The sequence below is a fragment of the Uliginosibacterium aquaticum genome, from assembly GCF_012972705.2.
GTDB classification, from domain to species: domain Bacteria; phylum Pseudomonadota; class Gammaproteobacteria; order Burkholderiales; family Rhodocyclaceae; genus Uliginosibacterium; species Uliginosibacterium aquaticum.
In genome coordinates this window covers 210,279-224,478 of sequence record NZ_JABCSC020000003.1, presented here as the reverse complement: position 1 = coordinate 224,478, position 14,200 = coordinate 210,279, and the positions used below count along the sequence as shown (strand labels likewise).

Here is a 14,200-nt window from a genome sequence, read left to right as displayed (position 1 = left end):
AAGACCATGCCCTACGTTTCCGAATTCACCCAGTTCATGAACAGCTGGCTCGAGCAGCATCCGGAAGAGCTGCAGGAAAAGCAGAAAGGCCGCGCCCTGTGGTGGGACAAGCCGCAAGCGCCCGCTGAGCAGCAAGCCAATGCCGAATCGAAAGTGGCGCAAAAAGCCTATCCGTATTTCTCTCAGGAATGATGTTTGCGGGAGTGGCGAGTCGGACCTCATACGCTCCGATCCACTGCTCCCCATGCCCGACACCGCATGCATTTCCCCCGCCTCGCCATCGTCGACCTCGAAACCACCGGCGCCGACCCCAGCCGTGACCGCATCACCGAGATCGCCATCCTGGTCGTTGAGGGCGGAGAACTCATCGACCAGTGGAGCAGCCTGGTCAATCCGGGCATGCCAATCCCGGAACGCATCCAGGAACTGATCGGCATCACTGACACGATGGTGGCCGATGCGCCGAGTTTCGCGGCGCTGGCCGAGAACGTGCGTGAGAAGCTCGCGGATGCCGTTTTCGTGGCCCACAACGCGCGCTTCGACTACAACTTCCTGCGTGCCGCCTTCGAGCAACTGGGCCTCGCCTGGGATGCGCCGGTAATGTGCTCAGTGAAATTCTCGCGGGCCCTCGATCCGGAGTTCGCCAAGCACGGGCTGGACGCCATCATCGCCCGTCACGGCTACACCATCGATGCACGCCACCGCGCACTGGATGACGCCCGCATCGTCTGGCAATTCCTGCAGGACGCACGCGGGCGCGCCGACAGCGAACGCCTGCAGCGCGCCTGGGACAAGGCCTTTGCCACCAGCAGCGTGCCGCGACTGCCGATCGGCGATCTCGAAGCCCTGCCGGACAGTCCCGGCGCCTACGTCTTCCGCTCCACCACCGGGCAGGTGCTGGAGATTGGTCGCGCCCGCGATCTGCGCTCACAGGTGCTGGGTTTCTTCACCGCCGGGCGCGCCAGCGCCAAGAACAAGAAGATCGCGGCAGCCGTGCATGACGTGGCAAGCTTCCCCTGCGCTGGCGAATTCGGCGCCCAGCTCAAGGAATTACAGCTGGCCCGCGAGTTACGCGAGCAGCCGGCCACTGCCGCGTTTGGCTGGCGCTGGCTGCGCCACAGCCTGAAAGCGCCGGTACTGGAACTGGCCGATCTGAGCGGCACGGACCCGGCCGGCTGGACCGACATCTCCGGCTGCTTCCGTGGCGAACGCGAAGCACGCACCGCGCTGCAGGAGCTGGCCCGCCAACACAAGCTGTGCGCCAGCCGGATCGGTCTGGAAATGGGTGGTGGCCCTTGTCAGGCCGTACATCTGGGACGTTGCCACGGCGTCTGCGTGGGCCGCGAAGACACCCGCGTACATGATCTGCGCCTGGCGACCGTGATGGCCGCCCTGCGCCTCACAGCCTGGCCCTGGCGTGGTGCTGTACTGCTGGCGGAAACCCATGAAGGCACTCAGCGCAGTGAAATCCAGGTCTTCGATCATTGGTGCCGCCTCGGCAGTGCCTGCGACGAGAGCACACTGGCCGAACTGCTGGCCAGCCCACCGCCCCGCCGCTTCGATGCCGACGTTTACCGCATGTTGACCCGCTGGCTGAATGTACCGGGCAATCAGGCCCGCATCCGGCCGCTCTGACTCAGCTGGCGCGAGCGCGCCACACGCCGAAGGCGCCCAGCGCCATGCCTAGCAGGGCCAAGGCGCCGAGGCGCTCGTCAAACAGCAGCCAGGCGCACAAGGCCGTCACGCCCGGGGTGAGATAGAACAGGCTCGTCACCTTCACCACCGAGCCGCGCCGGATCAAAAGATTCAGCACGCTGATCGACGCCACCGACAGCATCAGCACCAGCCACAGCAGCGCGAACCAGAAACTACCCGTCCACTCGATACTGCGCGGTTCAAAGCTGAGGGCCAACGGCAGGGTCACCAGCAGGCTGGCGGCAAACTGGATCACCGCCCCGCTGCGCAGATCGAAATGCGGGCAGAAACGCTTCTGGTACAGCGTGCCCAAGGTGATGCCCAGCAACGCAATCGCCGCCGGCCACAATGCTGACCATTGCCAGGCCTGATTGAGGCCTGGGTTGCGGCTATTGCTCACCACCAGCAGCACACCGATGAAACCCAAAGCCAGGCCTTGCCACTGGCGGCCACTGACCCGTTCGCCCAGCAGGATGCCGGCCGCCAGCGCGGTGAGGATGGGTTGCAAGCCCACGATCAGGCTGGTCAGCGCTGCTGGCAGACCTTGCTGGATGGCCACGAAAACCCCGCCCAGATAGGTCGCCTGGATCAGCACACCCGCCACCGCAATGTGCAGCACCCGGCGCGGGTCGCGCGGCCAGGGAGCACGGAAGATCAACGCCGCCAGCCCCATGAAGACGATCACCAGCACATAGCGGGCGCTCAGGAAATGCAGCGCATCGGCATAAGGCAGACCAAATTTCGCACCGATGAAACCGGTACTCCAGAGCAGGACGAAGACGGGGGCCAGCAAACGTTCAAGCATGATGATTCCGGTTCAGGATTGGGTCAGCAGCAGCACACCCAGCGCAATGAAACTTGCGCCGAGCAGGCGGATGGGGGCATCGCGCTCGCCCAGCAGATGGCCGCCCAGCAAGGCAGCAAAGAGCATCGACAACTCACGCGCCGGTGCGACCTGCGACAGCGGCGCCATGGTCGCTGCGTACAAGACCATGACATACGACACCGGAGAAATCGCGCCGACCAGCAAGGCCGGCTTCCACATCTGGCGCCAGTACGCCGGCAGGCTCATCACGGCTTCACGCTGGGTCAGCAGCATCAAGCCCAGCAAGAGTGGCAAGCGCGCCAGGTTCCCCAGGTAGTCGAGCAGGATCGGCGACACCGCTGCATGCTTGACGGCATAGCCATCCAGCAAGGAATAGGCGCCAATGAAAACGCCCGTCAATACGCCGTACGCGAGACCGGCGCGCAGCCGTGCCTGCTCGGACACCGAGTCGGTTTGGGCGCGCAGCCTGCTCAACAGGGCAGGGCCCCCCGCAATCAGCAAAGTGCCACCAACGATTCCCGCCACCCCGAACCAGCCCAGCGCACGCAGGCTCTCGCCCATGAAACTCGTTGCAACCAGTGCCGTGATCAGCGGCCCGGTGCCGCGCGCCAGGGGGTACACCACCGACAGATCACCCAGCCGATAGCCCCGCAGCAGGCACAGGTAATAGACGATGTGAAGCACGCCACTGGCGACGATCAGGGCCCACTGCAGCGTTCCGTAAGCACCGGCATCGCGCCAGGCCATGAAGGCCCCCAGCGGTGCCCACACCACAGCCAGCGTCAGGCAGGTCAGCACGGCAAAGCGTGCATCGCCGCCGGATTTCTTGGCAATCAGATTCCAGCTGGCATGAATCAAAGCGGCCAGCAGAACGAGCAGCAACGGAGTCAGGGGCATTCGGCTTCCAAACAAAAGGCGGCGCAGAATGCGCCGCCTTCCGGGCAAAGCATGAACGAGGGATCAGGCTTCGTCCATCACTGCAGACGTATACACATCCTGCACGTCGTCGAGGGATTCCAACGCATCGAGCAGCTTCTGCATGCGCACGCTCTCCTCCGCCCCCAGTTCGGTTTCGTTCAGCGCCTTCATGGTGACTTCACCGAATTCAGCCTTGAAGCCTGCAGCCTCAAGTGCCTCCTTCACCGCCGTGAATTCCCAGGGCCCGGTGATGACTTCGATCGAACCGTCATCATTGGTCACCACATCTTCCGCCCCCGCTTCGAGGCCAGCCTCCATCAGTGCATCTTCATTCGTGCCCGGGGCAAACAGCAAGGTGCCACAGTGCTTGAACTGGAAGGCCACGCAGCCATCGGTGCCCATGTTGCCGCCGTACTTGGAGAAGGCATGGCGCACATCAGCCACGGTCCGCACCTTATTGTCGGTGAGGCAATCCACGATCACTGCCGCGCCGCCAATGCCGTAACCTTCGTAGCGCGCTTCTTCATACACCACGCCTTCGAGCTGGCCGGTACCGCGCTTGATGGCGTTTTCGATGTTGTCCTTGGGCAAGGATTCGGCCTTGCCCTTTTCCACGGCCAGGCGCAGGCGCGGATTGCTGCCCAGGTCGCCGCCGCCCAGTTTGGCGGCAACGGTGATTTCCTTGATCAGCTTGGTGAATACCTTGCCCCGCTTGGCATCCTGACGCCCCTTGCGGTGCTGGATATTGGCCCATTTGGAATGACCGGCCATGGTGCTCCCCTGTTAAATTAGGCTGGATTTGCAAAGGTCCGGATTATACAGCCGCCTATCAGTCAGCCAGCCGAAGGAGCAGGGTTTCCCTGCTAGATTCAGTTCATCCGCCGGAGAAAGTCATGAAAACCCTGTTCAACCTGTTCGCCAGCCTGCTGCTGTGCCTGGGCAGCGCCCATGCGCTGGCCGCCCCCACCGTCAACTTCAGCTTCGCCGGCTGCACCGACGGCATGAATCGCCCGGTCGCCAGCAAAGCAGATCCGGCCCTGCCGCAACTGGTCGACGTCCTGCTGGTGGAGGGCAACCGGGTGATCACCTACAACCCGAGCCTGATGCCGCAATTGCTGCCCGAGACCCGCGCCTTCTTCTATGCCCACGCCTGCGCGATCACCCGCCTGGGCCAGCCGATTGATCGCGAGCGCAGCACTGAGCAAGTCAAGCGCGCCGACTGCTGGGCCTTCGACACCCTGCAACGCTCCGGCCTGCTCAAGGGCAACGCCGGCGTCGAAGCCATCCAGAGCGATCTGGAGCTCTCGCCGGAAGTCTGGCCGCTGGTGCCGGGCCCGGCACGCAGCCTGGAGCTCGCCGGCTGCTCCGGCGCCCAGCCCGCCAAGGCCAAGGCAAAAACAAGCGGTAACGCACTCAAGCTCGATGCGCCGAATGCCACGCCACAGTGGAACAACTGCACCCTGGCGTGCGGCAACAAGCTCTACAGCTGTGGCCGCGCCGCAAACTGCCAGAGCGCCTTCGAACAATGCACCGCGAGCTGCAAGGAATAGCCGCTCGTATCCTCCCGGTTTTCCCCCTTATGGGCGCGTTCATCGCGCCCGTTTTTTTGCAGTCTGCAACAGCGGGGATTACATTCCGCAGGTATCAATACGCTCACTCTTTCCGAGGCCAGAACCCATGTCCAAGCCCCTCGTCATTGCCCGCAGCGGCGAACTTGATCTTGCCCTGCTGCCCCAGTTTGCCAACCGCCACGGCCTGATCACCGGCGCAACCGGCACCGGCAAGACAGTCACCCTGCAGAAGCTGGCCGAGTCCTTTGCCGGCATCGGTGTGCCGGTCTTTTTAGCCGACGTGAAGGGCGATCTTTCCGGCATCGGCGCAGCGGGCGAACTCAAACCCAAGCTCAAGGAGCGCCTGGATGCGCTGGGCGTGACGGACTGGGAGCCCGCAAAATTCACCACCACGCTGTGGGACGTGTTCGGCGAGCAAGGCCACCCGGTGCGCGCCACCATTTCGGACATGGGTCCGCTGCTGCTCTCGCGCCTGCTGTCACTGAACGAGACCCAGGCCGGTGTGCTCCAGATCGTGTTCAAGGTCGCCGATGACAACGGCCTGCTCCTGCTGGACCTCAAGGATCTGCGCGCCATGGTCCAGTGGGTCGGCGAGCACGGTCGCGAGTTGACCACCGACTACGGCAATGTCTCGGCGGCCAGCGTCGGCGCGATCCAGCGCGGCCTGCTTACGCTGGAAGAGCAAGGTGGCGACAAGTTCTTCGGCGAGCCGATGCTCAACATCGCCGACCTGATGCAGACCGATCAGCAGGGCCGCGGCGTGATCAACATCCTCGCCGCCGACAAGCTCTACAACTCGCCCAAGCTGTATGGCAGCTTCCTGCTATGGCTGCTCGCCGAACTGTTTGAAAACCTGCCCGAGGCGGGGGACCTGGAAAAACCCAAGCTGGTGTTCTTCTTCGACGAGGCCCATCTGCTGTTCTCGGATGCGCCGGAAGCCCTGGTCGACAAGATCGAGCAGGTCGTGCGCCTGATCCGCTCCAAGGGCGTAGGCGTGTATTTCGTGACCCAGAACCCGCTCGATGTGCCCGAGAAAGTCCTCGGTCAGCTCGGCAACCGCGTGCAGCACGCACTGCGCGCCTTCACCCCGCGCGACCAGAAGGCCGTCAAGGTGGCCGCCGAAACCATGCGCGCGAATGCAAAGTTCAGCACCGAAACCGCAATCATGGAGCTTGGCGTTGGCGAAGCCCTGCTCTCCTTCCTTGACGCCAAGGGCACACCCGCCATCGTCGAGCGAGCCTTCGTGCTGCCACCGACTTCGCGCATCGGCCCGCTGACGCCGGACGAGCGCAACGCCGCCATCAACGGATCGCTGGTGTATGGCGCCTATGAAGAGGCGCTCGATCGCGAATCGGCTTACGAGAAGCTGCGCGCCGGTGCCGGCGCAGCCCCCGCCACAGGCGCCGCACCCGTCGGCAGCCCGGCGCCCGGAACCTCAGCCGGGCAAGCGGGCGGAGGTCTGCTAGATGGCGCGCTCGGCGAGATCCTCTTTGGCAAGACCGGCCCACGCGGCGGTCAGCACGACGGCCTCGTGCAGACCGCCGCCAAGACCCTGACCCGCACCATCAGCAGCTCCATCGGCCGCGAAATCGTACGCGGGGTACTCGGCTCCATTCTGGGCGGCAAGCGTCGCTGAGCTCAGTCCGGGGTACAAGAGCCCCTGGGCAAGGCATCAAAAGCCCCTGCCGAAATCATGGCCGGGGCGTGAAATTTGCAGCATCTCGCACCGGAATGCCCCTAAGCCAAGTGGGCAGGGCGGCGCCTGCTAGGCATAATCCGGGGTTTCCCGGATTCGCGCGGAGCGCACAGCATGGTCAGCAGCACCTCTTCCCTGATTGCGCCGTTCTGGACCCGCGTCCCGCGCTTCTTCCTGTTCCCGCTGCAACCCTCTGCCCTGTGGCGTGTGCTGGTGTTCGCGGCCATCCCGGCACTGGGCGCCTTCGGCACCAGCCCCGGCGCACTGGTCGTGCTGATCGGCGGCCTGTCCCTGCTGGCCTGGGTCTTCCTGCTGCGCTTCGGCAGCCGCGTGCTGCACGAAACCTCGGTCGGGCGCCTGTCGGTGTCGGACTACTCGCCCCTGCCGGACGATTCGCTGGCCCACATGCCCTACAAGATCATGGCCCTGTTCGTGATCCCGGCCTTCTTCGTCGGCCTGATCGCGGCGCTGCTGGGCGAAACCATGGGCATGCTGGCCAACTTCGCGGTCACCGTGGTGACACCGGCCGCGCTGATGGCCATGGTGGTCAGCCGCAGTCTCGGCACCGGCCTGAATCCGGCCGCCAGCTGGGATGTCATGAGCGGCGTCGGCAAGCCCTATGCGCTGCTGTGCGTCTTCCTGTTCTTCCTGTCAGCCGGACAGATGTTCCTCGTCATGCAGATGGGCGAAGCCAAGCTGCTGCCGCTGTTCATGAAATGGCAGGCTCTCCAGGCGGCTGCCCAGCAGGCCTTCCAGGCGCAGGATGAAGTGGCTTTCGAAGCAGCCATGGAAGGCATCCGCAACTTCTTCCCGGCCATCAAGCCGACCCTGGCGGGCGTGATCTGGCTGATCACGGCAGTCGCCATGCACTTCACCCTGATCGCCTTCAACATGCTGGGCTATGTGCTCTACCAGTATCACGAGGCGCTGGGGCTGGAAGTCGAAGTACTGCCGGGCCGGCGCGGCAAGGCCCCGGTGAAGTCGCAAAGCGATGAGGAATCCGAGCGCATCGCGGCCTTCATTGCCGAGGGACAGATCGATCAGGCGCTTGAGGTCGCTTACGAGGCGCAGCGCCTTGATCCGCAGAATATCGCCGCGCAGGAGCGCTACAACAAATTACTGCACCTGGCCGGCAAGGATGATCGCCTGATCAACCACTCACTGCGCCTGATCCCGCTGATGTTGCGCAACGCCCAGGGCAAGGGCGCGCTGGAGGCCTGGCAGCGCTGCCGCGAGCGCCAGCCCGAGTTCCGGCTGGAAGAGGCCAGCCACGTGCTGCAGCTGGCCGAAGCCGCGCGTGCCAATCGTGAGCCGAAGCGTGCGATGGACATCCTCAACGGCTTCGACAAGCAGTTCCGCAACCATCCTCTGCTACCCGAAGTGTATTTCCTCGGGGGCAGCATCCTCTGCGACGATCTGCACAAGGACGAGCTGGCCGACAAGTTCCTGCTGACCCTGTGCAACCGCTATCCGCAACACCCGCGCGTGGAAGAGGCGCTACGCCTGCGCGACATCATTCGCCGCATGCGCAAGAACGCGGCTTCAGCCCCCGCAGCTTGAGAAGTAAGGCCGGCTTCAGCCGGCGGAGCCCGGAGAGATGAACAGGGGGCTGCGGCTGAAGCCGCACCTACATGGGCTTTGCGCTGCGTAGCTGAGCGATCTCCATCGCGGGCTGCAAGGCCCCACCTGCACGCAAGACCTGCACGCAGCGAGCCAGGATCACATCCAGCCCCGGATGCGCCGGTGCACTCGCCTGCAGCAGGCGGGCGCAACGCTCCAGCTCCGGCAGGCTGCGACTTTCAGCAAAACGCTCGATCAGCACGGCGATCAGCTCGGGCGCCAGTTGCGGCCGCGGCTTGGCCTGCTTGAGGTATTCCGTGAAGCATTCGCGCACCAGGGTCTGGCTGGCTGCATCCTGACCCTTGCTGGCCAGGGCGCTGGCCACGATGGCGTGGTACTCGGCACTGGCCGGCGCCAGGCGCGCCACGTTGAGACTCTCGCGCAACAAGTCAACGCGACTGCCAGCTTCCCGCGCCACCCGCGCGTAGGCGCGCCGGGCATCGTCAAAACGCTGCGCAGCCATCAGGCGGCGCGCTTCGAGCACGGCCAGTTCGGCCGCCGGCCGTGGCGCCGGCTTGCCGTCCGCCGTTTCCTCATCGCTCCCCTCCTCGTCTGCCGCCTGCAGCCGGGCCAGGGCGGCGCGGCGTAGCGGCAGCACCAGCAAAGCCCCCGCCAGCAGGCCGCCGAAGTGAGCGCCATAGGCCACGTTGGAGCTGCCGGAGAACCACACGAACTGGATCGCCTCGTTGGCCAACCACAGCGGCAGCGCCAGCAGGGCCGGCGCCTTGACGACATCGAAGTAGAAGAACACGAAATAGAAGAAGGGGATCCGGCGCATCCCGAGCAATACCGCAAAAGCGCCCATCACAGCCGATATCGCGCCCGAAGCGCCGACCAGAGAACCGGCCGCGCCAGACATCAGCAGCCAGTGCATGCCCACCGCACCGAGCCCGCCAAGCAGGTACACGACGAGGAAGGGCACGGTGCCCAGCAGCGCTTCGACCGCCGGCGCAATCAGAATCAGCACCACCAGATTGCCGGTAATGTGGCCCAGATCGCCGTGCAGGAACTGGTGGGTGATGGCGGTGTACCACTTCGGATGCTCACCGTCGAAAGAGAAACGTTCGGTGAACAGGCGCGCCTGCATGGCCTCGAACTGGTGGCGGGCACGCAGCCAGTCCTCGTACTGCAGATGGGCATCGGTGACCACCTCCCCGGCATGCAGCGCACGCATGAACTTGTCGTCAGCTTCCATCATGCGCAGGGCCGGGAACAAGGCCTTGGCCTGCTTCATGGCTTCGAGGCGCTTGAGCTTCTTGCCCTCGCCCTCCTTGCGCAGATGGGCTTCAAAGGCCGGCAACTCGATGTTCGGCAGTACGCTGCCGGCGTAGTAGTCGACCATCAGCTCGTAGCGCTTCTCGTCCCGCGATTGCAGGGCGAAGAACACGAAGAGATTGATCAGCACCAGCAGGATCACCCCCAGCGGCAGGCGCGAGCGGGTGAGGCGGGCTATCCAGGGCATCATGAACATGGTGACGGCATTCTACCGGGTGACGCGCCGAGGGGCTCACCCACGCGAGTAGAATGCGCGCTTTGCTTTGCGCGCCGCTGCCGTGCCCTTCCACCCCGTCGAACATTTTGGTCAGGTCTTCACCCCGCCCGCCGTGGTGACGCAAATGCTGGCCTTGCAGCGCAATCGCGGCCGGGTGCTGGAGCCTTCCTGTGGCGACGGCGCCTTTGCGCGCGCATTGCCGGACTGCGTAGCGATCGAGCTGGATGGCCGGGTGGCCCCAGTCGGCGCCCTGCAGATGGATTTCTTCGCCTACCCGCCAAGCGAGAAGTTCGACACCATCATCGGCAACCCGCCCTATGTGCGCTATCAGGACATCCTGCCGCAGACCCGCAAGCGGCTGGACATGGCGCTGTTTGATTCGCGCAGCAACCTCTACCTGTTCTTCATCGAGAAGTGCATCCGCCATCTGGCACCCGGCGGCGAGCTGATCTTCATCGTGCCGCGCGACTTCATCAAGCTCACCGCGGCGCGCAAGCTCAATGCCTGGATTTTCGAACAGGGCACGATCACCGATTTCATCGAGACCGGCGACAGCACGATCTTCGGCGCCTATGTGCCGAACTGCGCGATCTTCCGCTTCGAGAAGGATCGCCTCGACCGCCGCCTGCACGACGGCCGCAGCTTCGCGCTGGTCGACGGCCAGCTGATGTTCCTGCGCGGCGAATATGCCCTGCCACTGGCCGAGCTCTTCGACGTGAAAGTCGGGGCAGTCTCTGGCGCGGATGCGATCTTCACGCACCCAGAAGGCAATCTCGATTTCGTCTGCTCGCGCAGCGTCGAAACCGGCGAAACCCGGCGCATGTTCTACGAGATCCAGCATCCCCACCTCGAGGCGCACAAAGCGCCGCTGCTGGCCCGCCGCATCAAGCCCTTCGACGAAAGCAACTGGTGGCGCTGGGGCCGGCGTCATCCGGTAAGCGATGCGCCACGCATCTATGTGAACGGCAAGACGCGCCGCGCCCAACCCTTCTTCACGCACCCCTGCCGGAATTTCGATGGTTCCATCCTGGCCCTGTTCCCGCGCCATGCCGGGCTGGACCTCGACCGCGCCACCGCGCTGCTCAATACCGCCGTCGACTGGCAGGAGCTGGGCTTCGTCTGCGACGGGCGTTTCCTGTTCACCCAGCGCAGCCTGCAGACCTGCCTGCTGCCAGAGGTCTTCCGCGAACTGTTGCCGGCTTGATGCATGGCACAATACGAGCCGGTATGTTTCCTTCCCGCCGCCGGCCATGACCCGCATCTACCGCCACCGCTTCACGGTTCCACCCGAATCCATCGACATGCTCAAGCATGTCAATAACATCGAATATCTGCGCTGGATGCAGGATGTGGCAATTGCCCACTCCACCGATCTGGGCTGGCCGATGGAGCGCTACTTCAAGGAGCGCTGCAGCTGGGTGATCCGCTCGCACTTCATCGAATACCTGCGCTCTGCCGTGCTGGATGACCCGATCACGCTGCTGACCTGGGTGGCTGGCGTCGGCGAGCGCAGCAGCACGCGAAAATACCTGTTCTGGCGTGAGAGTGACCGGCAGGTGCTGGCCCGCGCTGAAACCGCCTGGGTCTTCATCGACCTCAAGACCGGCCTGCCGATGCCCATCCTCGACTCGGTACGCGCCAGCTTTCCGGTCGTCGAGGAAGACGACGAAGCCGCAGAGATCGACGCCTTGCTGGGCAGCAGCTGAGGATGTTCACGCGACGCCTGAATCGCCCAGCCGCGATCGCGGTGATGCTGCTCTGCACCCTGCTGTGGAGCATTGCCGGCGTGCTGACGCGCCATCTGGATGCGGCCCGCAGTTTCGAGGTGACCTTCTGGCGCAGCGCCTTTTGCGCGCCCTTCGTGATCGCCGCGCTGGCCGCCACCAACGGCCATGCCGCCCTGGCCAGCCTGCGCCGGCCGAGCCGCTCGCTGCTCGCCTCGGGGCTGATGTGGGGCATCACCTTTTCCTGCTTCATGCTCGCCCTGACCCTCACGAGCACCAGCAACACCCTGGTCGTGAGCAGCGCCACCCCGCTGGTGACCGCCCTGCTGGCCTGGCTGGTGCTACGCGAGCGGGTGGCGCTGGCAACCTGGCTGGCGATTGCTTTGGCCGTTGGTGGAATGGCCTGGATTTTCGCCGGCGGGGTCGCCGCCGGCAGTGCACGCGATCTGCTCGGCATGGGCGTAGCTTTCGTGGTGCCGCTGGCGGCCTCGACCAACGTGATCCTCTTCAAGCGTTCCGGGCATGCCGTGGATCTGGTGCCGGCGGTATGCCTCGGCGCCTGTTTCTCGGCGCTGGCCATGCTCCCGTTTGCCTGGCCGCTAGAGGCTACGGCGCACGATCTGCTGATCCTCGCCAGCCTCGGCTTCTTCCAGTTGGGTCTGCCCTGCATGCTGATGGTGGTCGCAGCGCGCAGCCTCGCCGCACCACAGATTGCCTTGCTGGGCCTGCTCGAAGCCCTGTTCGGACCGCTATGGGCCTGGCTCGGTGCCGGCGAAGTGCCCTCGGTGGCGACCCTGCAGGGCGGCAGCGTGGTCATCGGTGCGCTGCTGCTCAACGAGCTGCAGGCCTGGCTGCGTACGAAAAACCGCTGACATGCTGCGTCTGACCCAGGCCTCTGGTTTCGCCTTCGCCGTACTCGGTGCGGTGTGCTTTTCCTTCAAGGCGATCTTCGTCAAGCTGGCCTACCGCTACGGCGTGGATGCCGAAACCCTGCTGGCGCTGCGCATGGGTTATGCCCTGCCCTTCTTCATTGCGATGGGCATCTCGGTATCACGGCGCGAACCGCGCCCGCTCTCGCATCGTGATCTGGGCATGCTGGGGGTGCTGGGCCTCACCGGCTACTATCTCGCCAGCTATCTGGATTTCCTCGGCCTGCACTACATCACGGCTGCGCTGGAACGCCTGATCCTGTTCATCTACCCGACCCTGGTGGTGATCCTCTCGGCCGTGTTCCTGAAAAAGCCGCTAGCCCGTGCGCTGTATCTGCCGATGGGGCTCTGTTATCTGGGCATCGCGCTGGCCGTGGGCCATGATCTGGATCCGGCCCACGCTGGCAGCAATGTGCTGCTTGGCTGCGCGCTGGTCTTCGGCAGCACACTTTCGTATGCGCTGTACCTGATGCTCAGCGGCGAGGAGGTGAAGACCCTCGGAGCAACGCGTGTCGCGGCCTTCGCCTCGACCATCGCCTGCCTCCTGAGCCTCGCCCAGTTCGCCGTGATGCGGCCCTTGGCGAATCTCGTCCAGCCCTGGCAGGTGCATGCACTGGGCCTCGCCATGGCACTGGTGTCGACGGTGCTGCCGATCTGGCTGATCGCGGTGGCCATGCGCCGTATTGGCGCCGGCCCCACCTCGATGATCGGCACCCTCGGCCCGGTGCTGACCATCCTGTTTGGCTGGATCTTCCTTGGTGAGTCGCTGGGTACGATTCAGCTCGTCGGCGCAACGCTGGTCATTGCCGGCGTGCTGCTGATCGGGCGCAAGAAGGCCTGATCGCTACAGGCACAACCGGGCTTGCAGGGATCGGCATGGATCAGCACTTTGGCGTGCTCGACGCTACGCACGATCTCCGTCTCCAGCCGGTCACACAGGACATGTACATTCTCCAGCGTGGTGTGGCGGTGCAGGCGCACATGCAGGTCGACATGGCGAATCTTGCCGGACTGGCGCGTGCGCAGCTCGTGGTAGTCGATGAAATCCTGCGCATGGCGGGACAGTGCGGCGTGGATCGCCTCGATCTCTTCTTTCGGCAGGCTGGCATCGATCAGCGGCGCGAAGGCCTTGGCGATCAGCTCGACCGCTTCTTTCAGGATGAACAGCGCCACGGCGATCGCCACCAGCGGATCAAGCTGATGCCAGCCGGTCGCCCAGATCGCGGCCAGGCCGAACCCCACGCCGAGTGAGGTGTACACGTCGGCCTTGAGGTGCAGGGCGTCCGCTTCCAGCGCCATCGACTGCTCTTCGCGCGCCACCTTGTAGAGCTGGCGCGCCACCAGGGTGTTGACCAGGGCCGACACGAACATCACCGCCACACCCCAGCCCACCGCCTGCATCGGCTCGGGGCTGGCCAGCTTGTGTACCGCTTCGATGATGATCCACAGCGCGGCCACCACAATCAGCACGCCTTCAATCACGCCCGACACGTTTTCGAACTTCTCGTGACCGTAAGGATGATCCTCGTCAGGCGGTACATCGGCCAGGCGCACGGCGAAGAAGGCAATCACCGCCGCGACCAGATCCATCATCGAATGAATGGCTTCAGAGATGATCGACACCGAACCGGACAACACCCCTGCCGCCAGCTTGAGAACGATCAGCAGGGTATTGGAAGCAACGGAAAGTAGGGCAACGTTCTTCTTGCGACTCATGAGGCACACGGTT

14 protein-coding genes are annotated in these 14,200 nt (G+C 64.4%); 9 read left to right on the top strand and 5 right to left on the bottom strand.

Annotation, left to right across the window (positions count from 1 at the left end; translation table 11 throughout):
• The first annotated feature begins 6 nt into the window (after positions 1–6).
• Together HJ583_RS12415 and HJ583_RS12410 are read left to right on the top strand one after the other, a co-directional pair.
• Entirely contained in the window at positions 7–192 is a 186-nt protein-coding gene (locus HJ583_RS12415) for a DUF3460 family protein (RefSeq protein WP_101940665.1), read from the top strand.
• A gap of 66 nt (positions 193–258) precedes the next feature.
• Entirely contained in the window at positions 259–1,635 is a 1,377-nt protein-coding gene (locus HJ583_RS12410; protein ID WP_170022223.1) for an exonuclease domain-containing protein, read from the top strand.
• Between the two features lies 1 nt (position 1,636).
• Here HJ583_RS12410 and HJ583_RS12405 read toward each other — a convergent pair whose 3' ends face one another.
• The 3 genes from HJ583_RS12405 to HJ583_RS12395 form a co-directional block, all read right to left on the bottom strand.
• Positions 1,637–2,500, bottom strand: coding sequence for a DMT family transporter (locus HJ583_RS12405; RefSeq protein WP_170022222.1), 864 nt, complete (start codon positions 2,498–2,500; stop codon positions 1,637–1,639).
• A gap of 12 nt (positions 2,501–2,512) precedes the next feature.
• Positions 2,513–3,418 carry an EamA family transporter gene (locus HJ583_RS12400; protein ID WP_170022221.1) on the bottom strand — a complete coding sequence of 302 codons (906 nt, stop codon included), beginning with the start codon at positions 3,416–3,418 and terminating at the stop codon, positions 2,513–2,515.
• 63 nt (positions 3,419–3,481) lie between these two features.
• Entirely contained in the window at positions 3,482–4,210 is a 729-nt protein-coding gene (locus tag HJ583_RS12395; protein WP_170022220.1) for a YebC/PmpR family DNA-binding transcriptional regulator, read from the bottom strand.
• A 122-nt stretch (positions 4,211–4,332) separates the two neighbouring features.
• Here HJ583_RS12395 and HJ583_RS12390 point away from each other — a divergent pair, with 122 nt between their 5' ends.
• The 3 genes from HJ583_RS12390 (at position 4,333) to HJ583_RS12380 (ending at position 8,266) form a co-directional block, all read left to right on the top strand.
• Entirely contained in the window at positions 4,333–4,989 is a 657-nt protein-coding gene (locus HJ583_RS12390) for a hypothetical protein (protein WP_170022219.1), read from the top strand.
• Positions 4,990–5,116: 127 nt separating this feature from the next.
• Entirely contained in the window at positions 5,117–6,646 is a 1,530-nt protein-coding gene (locus HJ583_RS12385) for a helicase HerA-like domain-containing protein (protein ID WP_170022218.1), read from the top strand.
• Between the two features lie 174 nt (positions 6,647–6,820).
• Entirely contained in the window at positions 6,821–8,266 is a 1,446-nt protein-coding gene (locus HJ583_RS12380; RefSeq protein ID WP_170022217.1) for a hypothetical protein, read from the top strand.
• Positions 8,267–8,333: 67 nt separating this feature from the next.
• On the opposite strand, the gene HJ583_RS12375 is transcribed toward HJ583_RS12380, so the two are convergent.
• Complete coding sequence (locus HJ583_RS12375; protein WP_170022216.1) at positions 8,334–9,797, bottom strand: rhomboid family intramembrane serine protease; 1,464 nt, start codon at positions 9,795–9,797, stop codon at positions 8,334–8,336.
• A gap of 145 nt (positions 9,798–9,942) precedes the next feature.
• Between HJ583_RS12375 and HJ583_RS12370 the strand changes: the two genes are divergently transcribed.
• The 4 genes from HJ583_RS12370 to HJ583_RS12355 are packed head-to-tail and all read left to right on the top strand — an operon-like array spanning position 9,943 to position 13,312.
• Positions 9,943–11,022: an Eco57I restriction-modification methylase domain-containing protein gene (locus HJ583_RS12370; protein ID WP_170022696.1), complete on the top strand. Its 1,080-nt coding sequence runs from the start codon at positions 9,943–9,945 to the stop codon at positions 11,020–11,022.
• 46 nt (positions 11,023–11,068) lie between these two features.
• The gene (locus tag HJ583_RS12365) at positions 11,069–11,524 is read left to right on the top strand and encodes an acyl-CoA thioesterase (protein ID WP_170022215.1); all 456 of its coding nucleotides are present in this window, start codon (positions 11,069–11,071) and stop codon (positions 11,522–11,524) included.
• A gap of 2 nt (positions 11,525–11,526) precedes the next feature.
• Complete coding sequence (locus tag HJ583_RS12360; RefSeq protein WP_235943841.1) at positions 11,527–12,414, top strand: DMT family transporter; 888 nt, start codon at positions 11,527–11,529, stop codon at positions 12,412–12,414.
• 1 nt (position 12,415) lies between these two features.
• A complete protein-coding gene (locus HJ583_RS12355) occupies positions 12,416–13,312 on the top strand; it encodes a DMT family transporter (RefSeq protein ID WP_170022214.1) in 897 nt (298 codons plus the stop codon).
• On the opposite strand, the gene HJ583_RS12350 is transcribed toward HJ583_RS12355, so the two are convergent.
• Positions 13,249–14,187 (bottom strand): cation diffusion facilitator family transporter, encoded by a 939-nt coding sequence (locus tag HJ583_RS12350; protein WP_170022213.1) that lies wholly within the window; start codon positions 14,185–14,187, stop codon positions 13,249–13,251. The two genes, HJ583_RS12355 and HJ583_RS12350, sit on opposite strands and share 64 nt — an antisense overlap.
• Positions 14,188–14,200 lie beyond the last annotated feature (13 nt).